15 protein-coding genes and 1 pseudogene are annotated in these 16,738 nt (G+C 48.9%); 3 read left to right on the top strand and 13 right to left on the bottom strand.

The window, feature by feature from the left end; genetic code table 11:
• Nucleotide 1: 1 nt before the first annotated feature.
• The 5 genes from bioB to NQS30_RS10600 are packed head-to-tail and all read right to left on the bottom strand — an operon-like array spanning nucleotide 2 to nucleotide 4,985.
• Nucleotides 2–1,021: a biotin synthase BioB gene (bioB, locus tag NQS30_RS10620; RefSeq protein ID WP_007410132.1), complete on the bottom strand. Its 1,020-nt coding sequence runs from the start codon at nucleotides 1,019–1,021 to the stop codon at nucleotides 2–4.
• A gap of 2 nt (nucleotides 1,022–1,023) precedes the next feature.
• Nucleotides 1,024–1,725: a dethiobiotin synthase gene (gene bioD / locus NQS30_RS10615; protein ID WP_069007450.1), complete on the bottom strand. Its 702-nt coding sequence runs from the start codon at nucleotides 1,723–1,725 to the stop codon at nucleotides 1,024–1,026.
• Nucleotides 1,722–2,882: an 8-amino-7-oxononanoate synthase gene (gene bioF / locus NQS30_RS10610; protein WP_069007451.1), complete on the bottom strand. Its 1,161-nt coding sequence runs from the start codon at nucleotides 2,880–2,882 to the stop codon at nucleotides 1,722–1,724. The genes bioD and bioF overlap by 4 nt, the downstream gene beginning before the upstream one ends.
• Complete coding sequence (gene bioA, locus NQS30_RS10605; protein WP_059367357.1) at nucleotides 2,872–4,218, bottom strand: adenosylmethionine--8-amino-7-oxononanoate transaminase; 1,347 nt, start codon at nucleotides 4,216–4,218, stop codon at nucleotides 2,872–2,874. The genes bioF and bioA overlap by 11 nt, the downstream gene beginning before the upstream one ends.
• On the bottom strand, nucleotides 4,218–4,985 hold the full coding sequence (locus tag NQS30_RS10600; protein WP_043021169.1) for a 6-carboxyhexanoate--CoA ligase: 768 nt from the start codon (nucleotides 4,983–4,985) through the stop codon (nucleotides 4,218–4,220). Before NQS30_RS10600 ends, bioA begins: the two co-directional genes overlap by 1 nt.
• A 222-nt stretch (nucleotides 4,986–5,207) precedes the next feature.
• Here NQS30_RS10600 and NQS30_RS10595 point away from each other — a divergent pair.
• The 3 genes and pseudogenes from NQS30_RS10595 (at nucleotide 5,208) to uptA (ending at nucleotide 7,221) form a co-directional block, all read left to right on the top strand.
• Nucleotides 5,208–5,659 (top strand): annotated as a pseudogene (locus NQS30_RS10595) (GtrA family protein).
• Between the two features lie 6 nt (nucleotides 5,660–5,665).
• The gene (gene galU / locus NQS30_RS10590) at nucleotides 5,666–6,556 is read left to right on the top strand and encodes a UTP--glucose-1-phosphate uridylyltransferase GalU (protein WP_059367354.1); all 891 of its coding nucleotides are present in this window, start codon (nucleotides 5,666–5,668) and stop codon (nucleotides 6,554–6,556) included.
• A gap of 74 nt (nucleotides 6,557–6,630) precedes the next feature.
• Entirely contained in the window at nucleotides 6,631–7,221 is a 591-nt protein-coding gene (gene uptA / locus NQS30_RS10585; protein ID WP_061046736.1) for an undecaprenyl phosphate transporter UptA, read from the top strand.
• A gap of 54 nt (nucleotides 7,222–7,275) precedes the next feature.
• Here uptA and NQS30_RS10580 read toward each other — a convergent pair whose 3' ends face one another.
• The 8 genes from NQS30_RS10580 to NQS30_RS10545 form a co-directional block, all read right to left on the bottom strand.
• Nucleotides 7,276–8,805 carry an acyl-CoA carboxylase subunit beta gene (locus tag NQS30_RS10580; RefSeq protein ID WP_059367353.1) on the bottom strand — a complete coding sequence of 510 codons (1,530 nt, stop codon included), beginning with the start codon at nucleotides 8,803–8,805 and terminating at the stop codon, nucleotides 7,276–7,278.
• Between the two features lie 17 nt (nucleotides 8,806–8,822).
• Nucleotides 8,823–9,602 (bottom strand): enoyl-CoA hydratase, encoded by a 780-nt coding sequence (locus NQS30_RS10575; protein ID WP_138092425.1) that lies wholly within the window; start codon nucleotides 9,600–9,602, stop codon nucleotides 8,823–8,825.
• Between the two features lie 13 nt (nucleotides 9,603–9,615).
• Complete coding sequence (locus NQS30_RS10570; RefSeq protein ID WP_167340681.1) at nucleotides 9,616–10,515, bottom strand: hydroxymethylglutaryl-CoA lyase; 900 nt, start codon at nucleotides 10,513–10,515, stop codon at nucleotides 9,616–9,618.
• Nucleotides 10,516–10,530: 15 nt separating this feature from the next.
• Nucleotides 10,531–10,743: an acetyl-CoA carboxylase biotin carboxyl carrier protein subunit gene (locus tag NQS30_RS10565; protein ID WP_007410121.1), complete on the bottom strand. Its 213-nt coding sequence runs from the start codon at nucleotides 10,741–10,743 to the stop codon at nucleotides 10,531–10,533.
• The gene (locus NQS30_RS10560; RefSeq protein ID WP_167340682.1) at nucleotides 10,740–12,089 is read right to left on the bottom strand and encodes an acetyl-CoA carboxylase biotin carboxylase subunit; all 1,350 of its coding nucleotides are present in this window, start codon (nucleotides 12,087–12,089) and stop codon (nucleotides 10,740–10,742) included. Before NQS30_RS10560 ends, NQS30_RS10565 begins: the two co-directional genes overlap by 4 nt.
• A gap of 21 nt (nucleotides 12,090–12,110) precedes the next feature.
• Entirely contained in the window at nucleotides 12,111–13,751 is a 1,641-nt protein-coding gene (locus NQS30_RS10555; protein ID WP_167340683.1) for an AMP-binding protein, read from the bottom strand.
• A 45-nt stretch (nucleotides 13,752–13,796) separates the two neighbouring features.
• Nucleotides 13,797–14,939: an acyl-CoA dehydrogenase family protein gene (locus NQS30_RS10550; protein WP_003153894.1), complete on the bottom strand. Its 1,143-nt coding sequence runs from the start codon at nucleotides 14,937–14,939 to the stop codon at nucleotides 13,797–13,799.
• Between the two features lie 140 nt (nucleotides 14,940–15,079).
• Entirely contained in the window at nucleotides 15,080–16,618 is a 1,539-nt protein-coding gene (locus NQS30_RS10545; RefSeq protein WP_167340684.1) for a glycoside hydrolase family 10-like protein, read from the bottom strand.
• Nucleotides 16,619–16,738 lie beyond the last annotated feature (120 nt).

Genomic DNA, 16,738 nt, shown 5'->3' with positions numbered 1-16,738 from the left:
CTTATACCTCCGTATTGCAGGCGGATTGCAGGCCGGCTTTCATTTCTTCAACGGATTCGACTTCAAAACCTAAATCATGGAGCATTTGATGATCCTCTGTTTCTTGCTGCCCTGCTGTCGTTAAGTAATCTCCGACGAAAATCGAATTTGCGGCGTAAAGTCCCAGCGGCTGCAGCGAACGAAGGTTGACTTCCCGGCCTCCTGAGATACGGATTTCTTTTGACGGATTGATAAAACGGAACAAGGCGAGCACTTTCAGGCAATACACCGGATGTAATTCGCTTACCCCTTCTAACGGAGTTCCGTCAATCGCATGCAGAAAATTAACCGGGATGCTGTCGGCGTCAAGCGCTTTTAAGCTGTTCGCCATATCAATGACGTCCTGTTTCGTCTCTTTCATGCCGACGATGACACCAGAACAAGGTGACATCCCCGATTGTTTCGCCGTTTCCACTGTATTGACCCTGTCGTCATACGTGTGGGAGGTCGTAATGTTTGAGTGATTCCTTTGTGATGTATTGATGTTATGATTGTACCGGTCTACTCCTGCCTGTTTCAGCCGCTCTGCCTGTTCCGGCTTCAGCAGACCGAGGCATGCGCAGATTTTTAAACCGTACGTTTCTTTAATTTCTTTGACAGCATCAACAACTTGATCCACTTCTCTGTTTGACGGTCCCCGGCCGCTGGCGACGATACAGTATGTCCCTATATTCAGGTCGTGGGCGCGTTTTGCCCCTTTAAGCAATATATGCTTATCCACCATCCGGTAAGACTCAATCGGCGCTTTTGATATTGAAGATTGTGAACAGTACCCGCAATTTTCCGGACACAGGCCTGATTTTGCATTCATAATCATATTCAGCTTTACTTTTTTTCCGTAAAATCGTTTTCTGATATGAAAAGCGGCATGCATCAGCAATAAAAGATCCTCATCAGGACAATTTAAAATGGCCAGCGCTTCTTGATTCGTTACTTCCGCCCCGTCCAGCACTCTCTCTGCAAGATCCATCCATTGATTCATGTTTATCTCCCCATTTGTGTCAGATTCATGAAAGAGGAAACATCTATATGTTTCTCAATCATGTGTTGAATGTTTTCCGGTGAAACGTGATCCAGCTTCGGTGTGATTCCCAAAATCGGAACTTTGCATAATGTTTCAATCATGCTCGGGTTTGTCTTTTCGTCCAGCCCCGGCCGGCTCTTTACGCCGTTGATAATAATGCCGAGAACCTCTATCCCCATGTTTTTCGCATATTCAACGGTTAAATATGTGTGGTTGATGGTTCCGAGATCAGGCCTGGCCACAATCACCGCCGGCAATTCCATGGCTTTTATCAGATCACTGACTAAGTAATTTTCACCAAGCGGGACGGAAATGCCGCCTGCCCCCTCAACGATGAAACACTCATGACGATTTTTGATCTTACTCCAGTGGGCCATGACATCCGCCATGCTCACGGATTTCCCCTCAAGCATGGCGGCCGTGTACGGGGCAAGCGGCTCTTTCCATTCAAATGGCGTGATTTCTTCATGAGACAGTGCGGTTTGTGACATGTCTTTCAAGAGCGAGGTGTCACTTTCCGGATGAGTCCGAGGCACGCCGCTTAAAAACGGCTTAAACACTCCGATATCCGCCTGTTTCTGCCGGAATGCCGCGGCAAGACCGCAAGAAACGATGGTTTTTCCGACGCCGGTATCTGTTCCTGTGACAAAAAAACTTCTCATTTGTTTATATTCAGCTCTTTTCTAATGGAATCAAATGCTTCTGTCAGCTCGTCTATGTCCTGTAAGCTGCGATCCGCCGTAACGGTCAGCCTGATTCTGCTTTCGCCTTCCGGAACGGCGGGCGGGCGGATGGCCGGGGCGCAGATTCCCTTTTTCTTCAGCAGCGCAGCGGCTGAAACCGCTGTTTTTGCATCACCGATGATCACGGGGATAATCGGTGTATCTCCGCCTCTTACGGTAAAGCCCATATCGGCCAGACGCGTTTTTATCATTTTGACAGACGACTGCAGCTCACGGCGCGTATCGTGCATATCTGATATGATGTCAAATGCCGTATGCGAAGCCGCACAAATTGACGGCGGGAGGGCCGTCTGAAAAATAAACGTCCGCGCCTGATTCAGCAAAAAATCAATGAAAATGTTTGATCCCGCGGCAAAACCGCCTTCCGTTCCTACAGCTTTGCTTAATGTGCCGATGACAACATCAGGACAAACACCGAAATAGTCACTGGTTCCCCCGCCGTTTTCCCCGAGTACACCGGTTGCATGCGCGTCATCTGCTATCACAAATGCCTGGTACTGCTTTGCAAGCGCCATTATGCGGTCAAGAGGCGCGATGGTGCCGTCCATGCTGAAGACGCCGTCTGTGACGATGAAGCGGCGGTTCCGAGCCTGGACGGAGGCAAGTTTTTTCTCAAGATCAGCCATATCAATATGGCGGTACACGATGGTTTCCGCTTTTGATAAACGGCAGCCGTCAACAATGCTCGCATGGTTCAGTTGATCGCTTAAAATGACATCGCCTTTTTGAGGCAGTGAGGCAAGCACGCCGATATTCGCCAAGTAACCGCTTGAAAACAATAAAGCCGCTTCCGTCTGTTTAAAGTCCGCGATTGTGTGTTCAAGTTTTTCGTGCCACACAGTATTTCCTGTCGTTAACCGTGAGCCGCCGCTTCCCGCTCCGAACCGGCTCATCGCCGTTTGCGCGGCTGTGATCAGCCGCTCATCTTTTGACAGGCCTAAATAGTCATTGGACGCCCAGGTCTGCCGCTTTTGCCCTTTGGTTTTGAGAGCGGTTTCCTGTGTTCGCAGCGTCCGATACAGCCCGTCTCTTTTCACCGCATCGAGCCTTCCGAGGAGCCATCCGTCAAAATCCACGGCCGGTCACCTCGGCTATCGCTTCTTTCATAATGGAGATCATGGCTTGTAACTGATCGGTTGTGCTGGCAAGCGGCGGCAGAAAGGCGATGACGTCTCCGAGCGGCCGTGTCAGCATACCAAGCTCTCTCATTTTCAAGGACACCTTGTATCCCATCCGCTTTTCAGGCGGATAAGGCTGTTTTGTCCCCTTATCCTGCACAAGCTCTATGCCGCACATGAAACCGAGCTGGCGGACATCGCCGACATGAGGGAGCTGCTTCAGATCATGAAGAAATTCCGCTGCCGTTTTTGATTTTTCGGCGACTTGTTCAACGATGCGCTCTGATTCGAATAAACGCAGATTTTCAATTGCCGCGGCACAGCCAAGCTGATTTCCTGTATAGGAATGGCCGTGGAAAAATGTTTTCATTTTGTCGTAGTCATCGTAGAAGGCTTCATAAATGGCTTCTGTGGCAAACGTCACAGCAATCGGCAAATAGCCTCCCGTAATGCCTTTCCCTGCCGCCATCAAGTCCGGCTGGACATTTTCATGCTCACAGGCAAACATTTTTCCGGTGCGGCCGAACCCCGTCGCCACTTCGTCAACGATCATTAACACATCATATGCCGTACACAGCTTTCGTACGCCTGCCAGAAAGCCTTCAGGCATGACGATCATCCCGGATGCGCCTTGCACCATCGATTCGATCGTAAGTGCGGCAATCTCTTCGTGATGCTTTGCAAGCAGCTGTTCGAGCGCGTGAAGGCATTCATCCCGGCACTGTACGGGGTCACCGCTTTCAGATCTGTATACATACGGAATCGGGGCTTTGTAGCTTTCAAACATCAGCGGGCCGTACACATGGTGGAAGAGTTCAATGGAGCCGACGCTGACGGCTCCGATCGTATCGCCGTGATAACCGTTCTGCATAGAAATAAACGTCTGTTTCTCGGGTCTCCCTATGTTTTTCCAGTATTGAAAGGCCATTTTCAGAGCGATTTCCATTGCTTCCGCTCCGCTGTCGGAGTAAAAAACGCGTGTCAGCTTTTCCGGTGTGATGCCTGTCAGCATCTCGGCAAGTTCTGTTGCGGGAACGTTCGTCATACCCAGTAAGGTCGAATGAGCGATTTTTTCAAGCTGTTTTTGAATCGCTTCATCCATTTCTTTTTTGCGGTGGCCGTGTACATTGAGCCATACTGAAGAAAAGCCGTCATAATATTCTTTGCCGCTGATGTCTTTCAGCATGATCCCGTTTCCGCTTTCAATGATTAACGGATCTTCATCGTAATCTTTCATTTGTGTGAAAGGCAGCCAAAGATGCTTTTTGCTTTTTTCAATCATTGATTGTTTCATCATTTCTCCTCCTGCTGAATGAATACAGGCTGCTTCTCTAAAAAATGGATACAGCTCTCCGTATCTATGGAGCCATCTGTAAAGAAAATCCGGCAGCCGCTTTCATCTCCGGCATTCTTCATCTTGGCAATCCGCTGATATCCCAGCTTCTTTGCGGCAACGTAGCCTGTTATGTAATCAGGGTCATCCGACCAGCACAATTCAGCAATAATCCCCGGATGTGCGCAAACTTTTGCCGCGATGGCATGTGCTTCTTTTATTCGTGAATGTTCCGGCATGTTGTGAGTAAAAGCCCATTTTTGAAAATCATGTGACGGCCAATCCATTCGGGATACCCGCACACCTCTATTTCCTCTGCCGTCAATGCGTTCTCCTGCCCGGATATCAAACAGGACCGCTCCTCTTGCTTCTGCATATTCCGCAATGTTTTCGTACGCTTTCTCTATCATGTGCGGGGGAATCCCCGCCTTTTGCAGAAGCTTGCGGGCGATTGCTTGTCCTTTTTTCGGCGTGTCTGATTGATGGAAAGCAACCGGCAAAGGGGGGATCGTTTCGATCGGTTCATTAATGCTTTCAAGCTGAATCTGCATAAAATCAGGTATCCCTCTTGAGTGCGAGAAGCCTTTATGTAATAAGCCATCTACCGCTTCCTGTAAACCGCTGTAAGTGATGAGCCGTTCTCCGCCGGAAATGTGTTTTCCGCCCTGCTCATGGGGGGCGTTTCGGGAAGCTCTCATTCTTACGCTGTAATAGGTTTCTTCCCGCATATATTCCCCTCCTTTCTCTTACTTTGAAAATTAATGTTAACTAAAATGATTAAAGGTTAACACTTATACAGAATATTAGTGTCCCTCGCGGAATATGTCAACCTAAAATACAAAAATGTTAACTTAATGAGTTTTGCAAAGCCCCATTACGTTTTCATGTTTTGTTCATATTTTAGTAATTGTTTATTCAACACTGTCCGCTAAAGTAATCCATATCAACAAATAGGACAGCGAACCGCATCTTATTATGAGGGGAGGTCACCGTTATGCTGAAAGAAAAAGTAAAGACAGCAGGCCGTTTTTGCACTGTAGGCGTCGGTAATACGCTGATCGATTTTGGTGTCTTCTTTCTTCTCGCCGCTTGTCATGTCCCCTATCTTCCGGCGCAGATCTGCTCCTATTCGGCAGGGATCATCAACAGCTATGTATGGAACCGGAAGTGGACGTTTCGTGTAAAACGCAAGGCTGACGGGAAAGAGATCATGCGATTTCTCATGATTAATCTTGCCGCGTCGGGAATCACCTTTTTGCTGCTTTACGCGTTTCAAAAAGGCGGCTGTTCGCTATTGGTGAGTAAGTTCGCCGCCACTATCGGCGGAATGATGATGAATTTTATCGGAAACCGAATATGGGTATTTGGAGATTCGCTGAAAAACATACAGGATCAGGAGTGAAGATGAATGAGAAAAGTGAGAAAAGCGGTCATTCCCGCAGCAGGTTTAGGAACGAGATTTCTGCCGGCGACAAAGGCGCAGCCGAAAGAAATGATGCCGATTGTCGACAAACCGGCCATCCAATATATTGTCGAAGAGGCCGCAGCGTCAGGAATTGAAGATATATTGATTATTACAGGGAGAAACAAACGCTCGATTGAAGATCATTTTGACCGGTCGGCGGAATTGGAATTCAATCTGCAGGAAAAAGGCAAGACGGAGACGCTGAAGGAAATGCAGCGGATTGCCGATTTGGCCAATATTCATTACATCCGTCAGAAAGAACCGCTCGGATTAGGACATGCGGTGCTGTGTGCGAAGCATTTTATCGGAGATGAGCCTTTTGCCGTTCTATTAGGTGATGATATTATGGTATCTGACACTCCCGCTCTTTCACAGCTCATCGACGTCTATAACCAACACGGCACAGAAACGATCGGCGTACAGCCCGTCGATCCTGCTGATGTCAGCAAATATGGTATTATACAGACGGGGCGGCAGAGCGGTCATGTGTACGAGGTTGAGGATCTGATTGAGAAGCCGGCTGTTGAAAAGGCGCCCTCTCATATTGCCGTGATGGGCCGCTACATATTAACCCCTGCTATTTTTAAAACGCTGAAGACGGTCGGAAGAGGCGCGGGCAACGAAATCCAATTGACAGACGCGCTGCGCGAAGTGTGCCGCACCCGAAGCATTTACGCGCGGGAGCTTGAAGGAAGCCGGTTTGATATAGGAGATAAGTTCGGCTGTTTTAAGGCCGGCACGGAGATCGGGCTTCTGCGGGAAGAAATGAGACCGAAACTTTTAGCTTATTTAGAAGAGGTGTTAAAAAGAGAATCTGAAGAAATCGTGCGTTAAAAAATAATTTGTAACCATTTTGCTTGTCAATCAGTCATATAATTGGGTAAAAAGATAAAGAGGTTGTGAACAGTGTGGGCAATTTTATTAGTGAAATATTATCCTGGCTGACAAGTATGGGCTATTTAGGGATTGCGCTCGGATTAATGATCGAAATCATTCCGAGTGAAATCGTTCTGGCTTACGGAGGCTATATGGTGTCAGAAGGCACGATCAGCTTTATCGGCGCCATTGTCGCCGGTGTGATCGGGGGAACGATCGCGCAGTGCTTTATTTACTGGATCGCCCGTTATGGGGGACGGCCGTTTTTGGACAAGTACGGCAAGTACTTACTTCTGAAAAAGCATCATATTGATGTTGCGGAAAACTGGTTTCGCCGTTACGGCGCCGGCGTTGTGTTCTCGGCGCGGTTTATCCCGGTCGTCAGACATGCGATTTCCATCCCGGCCGGCCTTGCGAAAATGCCTCTTTCCAAGTTTGTCATATTGACGACGCTTGCCATTATTCCGTGGTCTGTCATTTTCGTTTATCTCGGGTATCAGCTCGGGGGACAGTGGAAAGACGTAGACAGCTATGCCGGAATGTATACAACTCCGATCATTATATTGGCTCTCGTATTTATTGTTGTTTATTTCGTTGTGAAGAAAATGAGATCAAGACTGTGAAAAAAGACTGCATAAGAACGGCTGCGAGCCGGATCTATGCAGTCTTTTTTTTATTTAAACCGGGTATACGGGGTGTTTCCGGTGTGTGAATGTCAGTTGTTTGGACATGTAAGCAGTGAGGCGTTTATTGAGTTCTTCCCGCAAGGAATCAGCAGGAACAATGCCGTCAATCACCATTTCAGAGGCAAGCCGGTAAAGGTTAATGTCTTCCTTATATTCATCACGCTTTTCTTGAATAAAAGCCGGTCTTTCTTCAGGGGCTAGCCCGCTGATTTTGTTTGCGTAGACCGCATTCACCGCTGCTTCAGGACCCATTACGGCAATTTGCGCAGTCGGAAGCGCTAAACAGCAGTCCGGTTCAAAAGCAGGCCCCGCCATCGCGTATAATCCGGCACCGTAGGCTTTTCTGACGATAACGGAAAGCTTCGGAACAGTCGCTTCCGCCATTGCGGAGATCATTTTTGCGCCATGCCTGATGATGCCCGCCTGCTCAACCTTCGTTCCGATCATGAATCCGGGAATGTCTGCTAAAAACAGAAGCGGAATATGGAATGCGTCGCACAAAGCGATAAATTTTGCGGCTTTATCCGCCGAATCGAGAAATAAAACCCCGCCTTTAACACGCGGCTGATTGGCGATAATGCCGACCGGCTGTCCGTGAATCCGCGCAAGCCCCGTTATTAATTCCTGCGCAAATAACGGTTTAATCTCAAAAAATGAGTCTTCATCAATGACACGTTCAATTAAATCCATCATGTTGAACGGTGCGTTTTGATGTGCCGGGATGACATCTGAGAGCGGTTTTTCAAAAGCTTTCGGGTTCTTAGATTTGTTGACGGGCGCTTTTTCAGTATAATTTGACGGGAAATAGCTGAGGTATGTCTGCGCCATCATGATTGCTTCCTGTTCCGTCCGGGCGAGGAGATCACCGCAGCCTGATACGGAACAATGCATACGGGCGCCGCCCATTTCTTCAAGCGATACTTTCTCGCCAATTACCATTTCTGCCATACGCGGGGAACCTAAGTACATGGATGCATTGCCCTCGACCATAATGACAATGTCGCAAAAGGCCGGAATGTAAGCGCCGCCCGCAGCGGAAGGGCCGAACAATAAACAGATTTGCGGAATGCGGCCCGACAGCTTTACTTGATTATAAAAGATGCGGCCGGCTCCCCTTCTGCCCGGGAACATGTCGACCTGATCCGTAATTCTCGCACCTGCGGAATCGACTAAGTACAAGAGCGGACACTGAAGCTTTTCCGCCGTCTCCTGAATGCGGATGATTTTTTCCACCGTTTTCGCGCCCCACGAGCCCGCCTTTACGGTTGAGTCGTTTGCCATCACACAAACGGTTCTGCCGCCGATGGTTCCGATCCCGGTAACGACCCCGTCAGCCGGCAGTCCGTCTGACATGCACTCGGCGAAAAAAGCGTCTTCAACGGATATGCCGTCATCGAATAAAAGCTTCAGCCTGTCTCTTACAAAAAGTTTTCCCTTCTTTTCGTTGCTTGCGTGATATTTCGCGGCTCCTCCCTTTTCAATCGTTTTGCTGCGTGTCTGCCGTTCTTTTTCGTAATCCATCCGAGTCCCTCCATGTTTTATTTTCCTTTGTATTCAGGGGGTCTTTTTTCTTTAAAAGCGCGCAGGCCCTCTTCTCTGTCAAGTGTGGGGATGACTTGTTCATATGCTTTTCGTTCGATTTCGAGCCCTGTATTGAGATCTGTCTCCAGACCCTTGTTTATCGCGAATTTTGCTTGTCTGACGGCGATCGGCCCATTAGCGGCGATGCGGCCGGCCAGTGCTTTCGCTTTTTCCATAAGTTCATCGGCTTCACAAACATGCTCGATCAGCTTCATGTCTTTTCCCTCTCCTGCAGAAAGCCTTCGGCCGGTATAGATCAATTCTTTTGCCGCGCCGGGGCCGATAAGCCGGGGCAGTCTCTGCGTTCCGCCCGCTCCGGGAATGATCGCAAGCCCTGTTTCAGGAAGGCCGAGGCCCGCCCGGCTGACGGCGATTCTGATATCACAGGCGAGGGCGAGTTCAAGGCCTCCTCCGACAGCGGTTCCGTTCAGCGCTGCAATGACCGGCTGCGGGAGAGCTTCAATGGATGCGGCCGTTTCACCGATACGCCTGACGCTTTGCTTAACTTGTTCATGATTCATCCCCGCTCTTTCTTTTAAATCAGCACCGGCGCAAAATGTGTTCCCGGTGCCGGTGAGAATGACACAACGAATGGATGGCGAGTTTTTGATGTCTTCAATCACACGCTGTAAATGATCAATCATTTCTGAAGACAGCGAGTTGGCCGCATGCGGGCGGTTCAGCGTGATCAGACCGATTGTTTCTTGACAGACGGAATACAAAACGCAATCTCCCATGGCTTCTCCTTTCTCATTTCGTTCTGAATGCCTGCAGGTTTCTGCTTGGCAGGTCTTTGCCTATTTTATCCGCGATCCAGCCGGCGGCATAAAGAAGTTTATTCATGTCCGTCCCGGTATCAATCCCCATTTGTTCGAGCATATAAATGACGTCTTCTGTGGCAGCGTTGCCTGCTGATCCAGGGGCGTACGGGCAGCCGCCAAGCCCGCCTGAGGAAGTATCAAAGGATGTGATGCCCATATCAAGAGCGGGAATGATATTCGCTAGAGCCGTTCCTCTTGTATCATGGAAATGGAGTGCGATTTTTGAGGCGGGAATTCTCGGCAAAAGGGCTTCAAGCACGGCTATGACCTGCAAGGGGTTTGCCGCGCCGATCGTGTCGCCGAGCGATATTTCATCAACACCCATTTCGAGCAGGGTGTCTGACAGGCGGATGACTTGTTCGACCGGCACGTTCTGTTCGTACGGACAGCCGAACACAGTGGACAGATAAGCTCTCGTCGCCATTTTTTCAGCTTTTGCTTCAGTAATAACCCGCCTGAGCTCTTGAACGGTCCGGTCAATCGGTTTGTTTACGTTTTTTTGGTTATGGGTTTCACTTGCAGATAAAAATACACATGCCTGATCGATTCCGCCTTCTGCCGCATGCTCCAGTCCGATGAGGTTCGGAACGAGAGCCGCGTAGACCGTATGTTCAGATCTGGCAATGCCTTTTGCGACGTCCAGGCTGTCACGAAGAGCCGGAATCCATCTCGGATGCACGAAAGATGTCACTTCGATATAGGGAAGGCCTGTTCTTGACAGCATATTGATCCACTCAATCTTATCTTCTGTATCCACCCACGCCGATTCATTCTGCAAGCCGTCACGCGGTCCTACTTCATTGATGCGGACATGTTTCGGACAGTTCATGCTGCACCTCCCGTTTTATTGAAGTTCAATCAGGACCTCTCCTTCATCAGTGAAATCACCTTCTGATTTTTTCACTTCTTTCACCGTACCCGCTGCATCAGCGATAATCGGAATTTCCATTTTCATAGATTCCAAGATGGCCACTTCCTGTCCTTCTTCAATGACATCACCCGGCTTCACATGAATTTTCCACAGGTTTCCCGCCATTTGAATTTTTATGACGCTCATTTGGATGCCCCCTCGTTCATTGTTTGTAAAAAACCGGTTGTTGCCTCGCCCTTTTCAAACACTTCTGAATGAGCAATTTTTGTCAGCAGCGGAATGTTGGTTTTAATCCCTTCTACATGATATTCGCCAAGGGCGGTTTTCAGTTGTTCAATGGCTTGTTTTCTCGTATTCGCCGTGACGATCATTTTGGCAATCATCGGATCGTAAAACGGAGAAATGACGCTTCCCTTTTCGACGGCGCATTCGTGTCGCACTGACGGGTGTCTTAAAACGGAAAAAGACGAGATGGTACCGGGTGACGGGTAAAAGGTGACCGGATCTTCCGCATAGATCCGCACTTCTATCGCATGACCGCGGTGGTTGATATCTTTCTGCGAGAAAGGCAGCGCCTGCCCAGCGGCAATTTTCAGCTGTTCTTCCACAAGATCCAGTCCTGTAATTTCTTCTGTCACCGGATGCTCCACCTGCAGTCTGGTGTTCATCTCTAAAAAATAGATTTGTTTCTTTTGGTCGACGAGAAATTCTATTGTGCCTGCATTTTGGTAGCCGATCGATTTTGCGGCTTTAACGGCGGTTTCACCGAGTCTTTGTCTTAATTCATCGTCAACAAACGGCGACGGCGCTTCTTCTATCACTTTTTGGTGGCGCCTTTGGACTGAACAGTCACGTTCAAACAGATGAACGGTGTTGCCGAAAGAATCTGCGAGTATCTGAATTTCAATATGACGGGCATTTTCAATGACCTTTTCCATATACATTGCGCCGTCTCCAAAAAAGGAGGCGGCCCGCTTTTGATTGCCTTCAAACGCTTTGGCCAGCTCTTCTTCTGAATGTACGATCTGCATGCCGATTCCGCCTCCTCCTGCGGACGCTTTCAGCATGACCGGAAAACCGATGGCACGGGCTTCGGCTAAGGCGGAGTGAACATCGGGCAATGGCTCTGAAACACCGGGAACGATCGGGACCTTTGCTTTTTGCATCGTTTTTCGGGCTTCTATCTTGCTGCCCATCTTGGCGATGATATCACCGGGCGGACCGATAAATGTGATTTGTTCTTTTCGGCAGCGTTCGGCGAACAGGCTGTTTTCTGACAGAAGCCCGTAGCCCGGATGAATGGCGTCCGCTCCGGCCAATTTGGCGGCTTCTATGATTCTGTCGATATGTAAATAGCTTTCATTTACTCTCGATTTACCGATCGGATAGGCCTCATCAGCCGCTTTTACATGCAGCGCGTCCCGATCGGCTTCTGAATACACAGCTGCCGAGGGGATGCCGAGACGTTTGCAGGTGCGGATAATTCTTAAGGCGATTTCTCCTCTGTTGGCAATCAGGACTTTTTTAAACAAATGTGAAGCACTCCTTTTTCATTAAGTTAACTTGAGCTCTTCAATCGTTTTTTCCCGCAGCTTGAATTTCTGAATTTTTCCTGAGGCTGTCATTGGATATTCATCTGTAAACAAAACATACCTGGGGACTTTATAGCGGGCGATATGTTCTTTGCAAAAGGTTCTGATGTCTTCTGCGGAAGCGGTTTGTCCGTCTTTGAGCCTGATCCACGCCGCGGCCTCTTCTCCGTATTTCGGATCAGGAACGCCGACGACCTGAACGTCCGCCACTGCGGGATGCCGATATAACATTTCCTCAATCTCGCGCGGATAGATATTTTCGCCGCCCCTGATCAGCATGTCTTTCAGACGGCCCGTGATTTTGCAGTATCCGTCCTCGTCCATGACCGCCAAATCACCGGTATGCAGCCAGCCGTCTTTGTCTATCGCTTCTTCGGTCGCTTCTTGATTTTTATAATAGCCTTTCATGACATGATATCCGCGGGTGCAGAGCTCTCCTTGTTCGCCCCTGGCGGCTTCTCCGGATGTTCCGGGCCGAACGATTCTGACTTCGATATGGGGAAGCGCGCGCCCCGCTGTTTCCACTCTTCTTTCAAATGAATCATCCGTTCTTGTCTGCGTAATAACAGGTGATGCTTCGGTCTGTCCGTAGGCAATGGTAATGTCGGTCATCCCCATTTTGCCGATCACTTCTCTCATGACTTCCGCCGGGCATGGCGAGCCTGCCATAATCCCGGTTCGGACGTGGGAAAGATCATATTCAGAAAAACGGCTGTCATTTAGGAGGGCGATAAACATCGTCGGTACACCGTGCAGAGCCGTACAGGCTTCTTGCTCCACCGTTTTCAGAACGGCCGGCGGAGAAAACTGTTCGATCGGAATCATCGCCGCACCCGCGGAAACACATGCCAGCACGCCGAGCACGCACCCGAAGCAGTGGAAAAACGGCACGGGAATACATAAACGGTCACATGAAGTAAGCTTCATGCATTCTGCGATATTGGCCGCGTTATTTACGATATTAAAATGTGAGAGCATGACGCCTTTCGGAAATCCGGTCGTACCTGATGTATATTGCATATGAATGCAATCATCCTTTTTCAGGCTGTCCATCCTTCCGTCAAGCGCTGCATCCGTTACAGCTTCGGCATTATCCAGCAATGAATCCCAACGGTGCATCCCGGGCGGGCTTTTATCACCGATATATAACACCGTCCGTAAAAATGGATAACGTTTCGAACGCAGCCTGCCGCGCTCACAAGTTTTCAGCTCCGGAATCAGCTTATTCACGATTTCAACATAAGATGTCTGCCGGTAGGAATCCATGATTATCAAGGCCGAGACGTCTGAATGTGCCAGCAGGTAATCGAGCTCTGCGATTTGAAAATTGGTATTAATGGTGACCAGAACGGCGCCGATTTTCGCTGTTGCAAATTGCGCCGCGAGCCATTCCGGAATGTTGGATGCCCATATGGCCACATGATCTCCTTTTTCAACTCCCAGCTTCATCAGCCCTTTTGCGGTTTGCCGGCATAACTGGTCAAACTCGGCATACGTATAACGAAGGCCGCGCTCAGGGTAAACAACCGCTTCACGATCCGGAAAAAGCTCCGCGGTCCGCTCAAGCAGCTTTCCGGCTGTTAAATGGATAAGTTCAGCCATATGACCTGCCCCCCTTCCATCCCTGTCTTAGTAAACGTTTTCATTTCACTTCAAAAGCTGTCTTGCGATGACCATTCTTTGAATTTCTGACGTTCCTTCGCCAATCTCCATCAGCTTTGCGTCACGAAGCATACGTTCGACACCGCATTCCTTCATATAACCGGAACCGCCATGAATTTGGATGGCCTGAAGGCACGTTCTGACGGCCATTTCAGAAGCATAGAGCTTGGCGAATGCAGCTTCTTTCGTAAATGGCAGGTTTTGATCCTTCAGCCATGCCGCTTTAAGCACCATCTGTCTGGCAAGGTCAATTTCCATCGCCATATCGGCCAGCTTAAATTGAATGGCTTGAAATGACGATATCGGACTGCCGAACTGCTTGCGTTCCTTCGCATATGACAGCGACGCCTCCAGTGCGCCTTGAGCGATACCGACAGCCAGTGCCGCAATCGAGATCCGCCCGCCGTCTAATGTATATAAAAATTGTTTAAAACCTTTTTCAGGATCACCGAGCAGGTTATCGGCAGGCACCCTGACATCCTCCAGCACAAGCTCGGCCGTATCCGACCCTCTCACACCCATCTTGTCGTACGGATTTGTGATCGTAAATCCCGGTGTGTCTGTCGGGACGATGAGAGCTGAAATGATCGGTTTTCCGGCGGAGTTCTTTCCCGTAACGGCGGTGACAATGACCGTGCGGGCGTAATTTGCGTTTGTGATCCAGCATTTCTCTCCGTTTATCACATAGTCATCGCCCTTTTTCTCGGCTTTTGTCTGGGTTCCGCCGGCATCGGAACCTGCATTCGGCTCTGTCAGCCCGAATGATCCGAGCGCTTTTCCCGAAGCAAGCGGAATAAGATGTTCTTGCTTTTGCTGTTCAGTACCGAAATAGTATAATGGGCTTGCGCCGAGTGACACGGCCGCCGCGTAGCTCAGCCCCGTGCTGCCGCAGGCTTTTCCGATTTCTTCGACCGCTGCTGCATATGAAATGGTGTCACCGCCCGCCCCGCCGTATTCTTCCGGAAACGGAATTCCGAGCAGCCCGAGTTCGCCTATTTTTTTAAATGTGTCTATCGGGAAGACGGCCGATTGATCAACCTCATGGGCTTTCGGGGCAATTTCATTTTTGGCGAAATCTCTGACCATTTCGCGCACCATCTGCTGTTCTTTTGTCAGTTGAAAATTCATTAACCTTCCTCCTTCTGCTGCTTTCTACATTTTATTAATGGGGGTCTTTATTCATTCCATCCAAATAAAGTCTGAACATTCGGACTCATCCGCTACAAAAAAACTGACAGCGCCGCAACTGTCAGTTATATTAATAATGGCTATTTAATTGTCCGTTTTGCGGAGGGACGGCTCTCATGGTGAAGCCTGTCAACGGAAGTAACGAAATAGGTGCAGGTTTCTTTCGCCCGAATATCAGTATCTGAAAATGTCTGCGTCCGTGACGATGTTTTTCTGACTGTATCCACTAAATAAGGCTGCTTTCCCTTTTCTGCGCGGTAAATGGCGTAATAAGCCGTTTTTTTACCGTTGGATTTCGCATCTTCGATATAGAGTGTATGGCCTGAAGCGTTCTTCTCCGCCCGTTTGACAGCCGGTTTTTTTAAAGCGGAATGTCCGAGCCAAGGCATCTCGGGAATTAATGCGGGCCGGCTATACATGTCTTTGATCAAACGGTTTTTCACATCGAGCGGATTACGGTTTAAATCCTTTAAACTGAAATGCATGCTGCCTTTTATCCATGCTGATCCCCTGTTAAGAGCAATCTGTCTTCCGTATTCCCCCGGGTCGGCCCAGGCCGGATCAGCGTTGTTGTTGATTTTATAAGCTGCCTGCCCGATATATAAATGCACCGGCCGATTGTTCACTTCTATTCCCCACCAATCCGCTAAGACGTCATATGCCGCCGCTTTAAATCCGATGCTCCAGTAAATTTGCGGAGCGATGTAATCAATGTATCCTTTTTGGATCCATTCTCTCGTATCAGCATATAAATCATCGTAGTTCCGCACCCCTGCGGCCGTTTCGGAGCCTGTCGGGTCATCTGCGGCATTTCTCCATACGCCGAACGGGCTGATTCCGAATTTGACATAAGGTTTTTCTCGTTTGATGGTTTGGTTGATTTCTTTTACAAGCCGGTTGACGTTATCCCGGCGCCAGTCATCAACTGATGCAAAGTGAGCTTTTCCGTACCGTTCGTATTCCGCCTGATCGGGGAATTCCTGTTCGGCAATTTTATAAGGATAAAAATAATCATCCATATGAACCGCATCAATGTCATAACGGCTGACCACCTCTTTGATTCCATCCGTTATAAATTGTCTTACTTCCGGAATGCCCGGATTATAGTACAGCTGTTTTCCGTATGCAGCGACCCAGTCCGGATGCGAACGCGCGGGATGATCATCTGAAAGCGCATTCAAATTTGTGTGATTCATCGTGATCCGGTAAGGATTGAACCAAGCGTGAAATTCAAGATTCCGTTTATGTGTCTCTTCAACTAAAAAAGCAAGCGGATCGTAGCCGGGATTTTTGCCTTGTGTTCCTGTCAGATACTCTGACCAAGGCCCGTAATCTGATGGATAAAAAGCATCAGCCGCAGGCTTAATTTGGACGATAACGGCGTTCATTCCCATCTCCTGAACGTCATCCAGCAGCTTGCTGTATTCTCTTTTTTGCTCTTCCGGTGACAGCCCTTTTATAGAGGGCCAGTCGATATTGGTGACAGACGCGATCCATACGGCTCTCATTTCTCTCTCCGGCTGAGTGCCGCTTGCTTGTGCGGATGCTGAGAATGTAAAGATGCCGGCTGTCAGTACAACGGCCAAAAACCATATCATGCTAAAACGGCAGCTTTTCATGTTTTTCCCCCTCTCTGCTTTACGGTATTCCGAAGCATTCCGGGCGGTGAATCAGAAAGCCTGCTTTGCTCCTCTCAGCCTAAAAGGGAAAGAAAAAAGTCCTAAAGCGAATCAAAACGC

The organism is Bacillus sp. B1(2022), assembly GCF_040259625.1.
Classification (GTDB): domain Bacteria; phylum Bacillota; class Bacilli; order Bacillales; family Bacillaceae; genus Bacillus; species Bacillus velezensis.
This window is presented reverse-complemented; position numbering and strand designations above follow the sequence as displayed.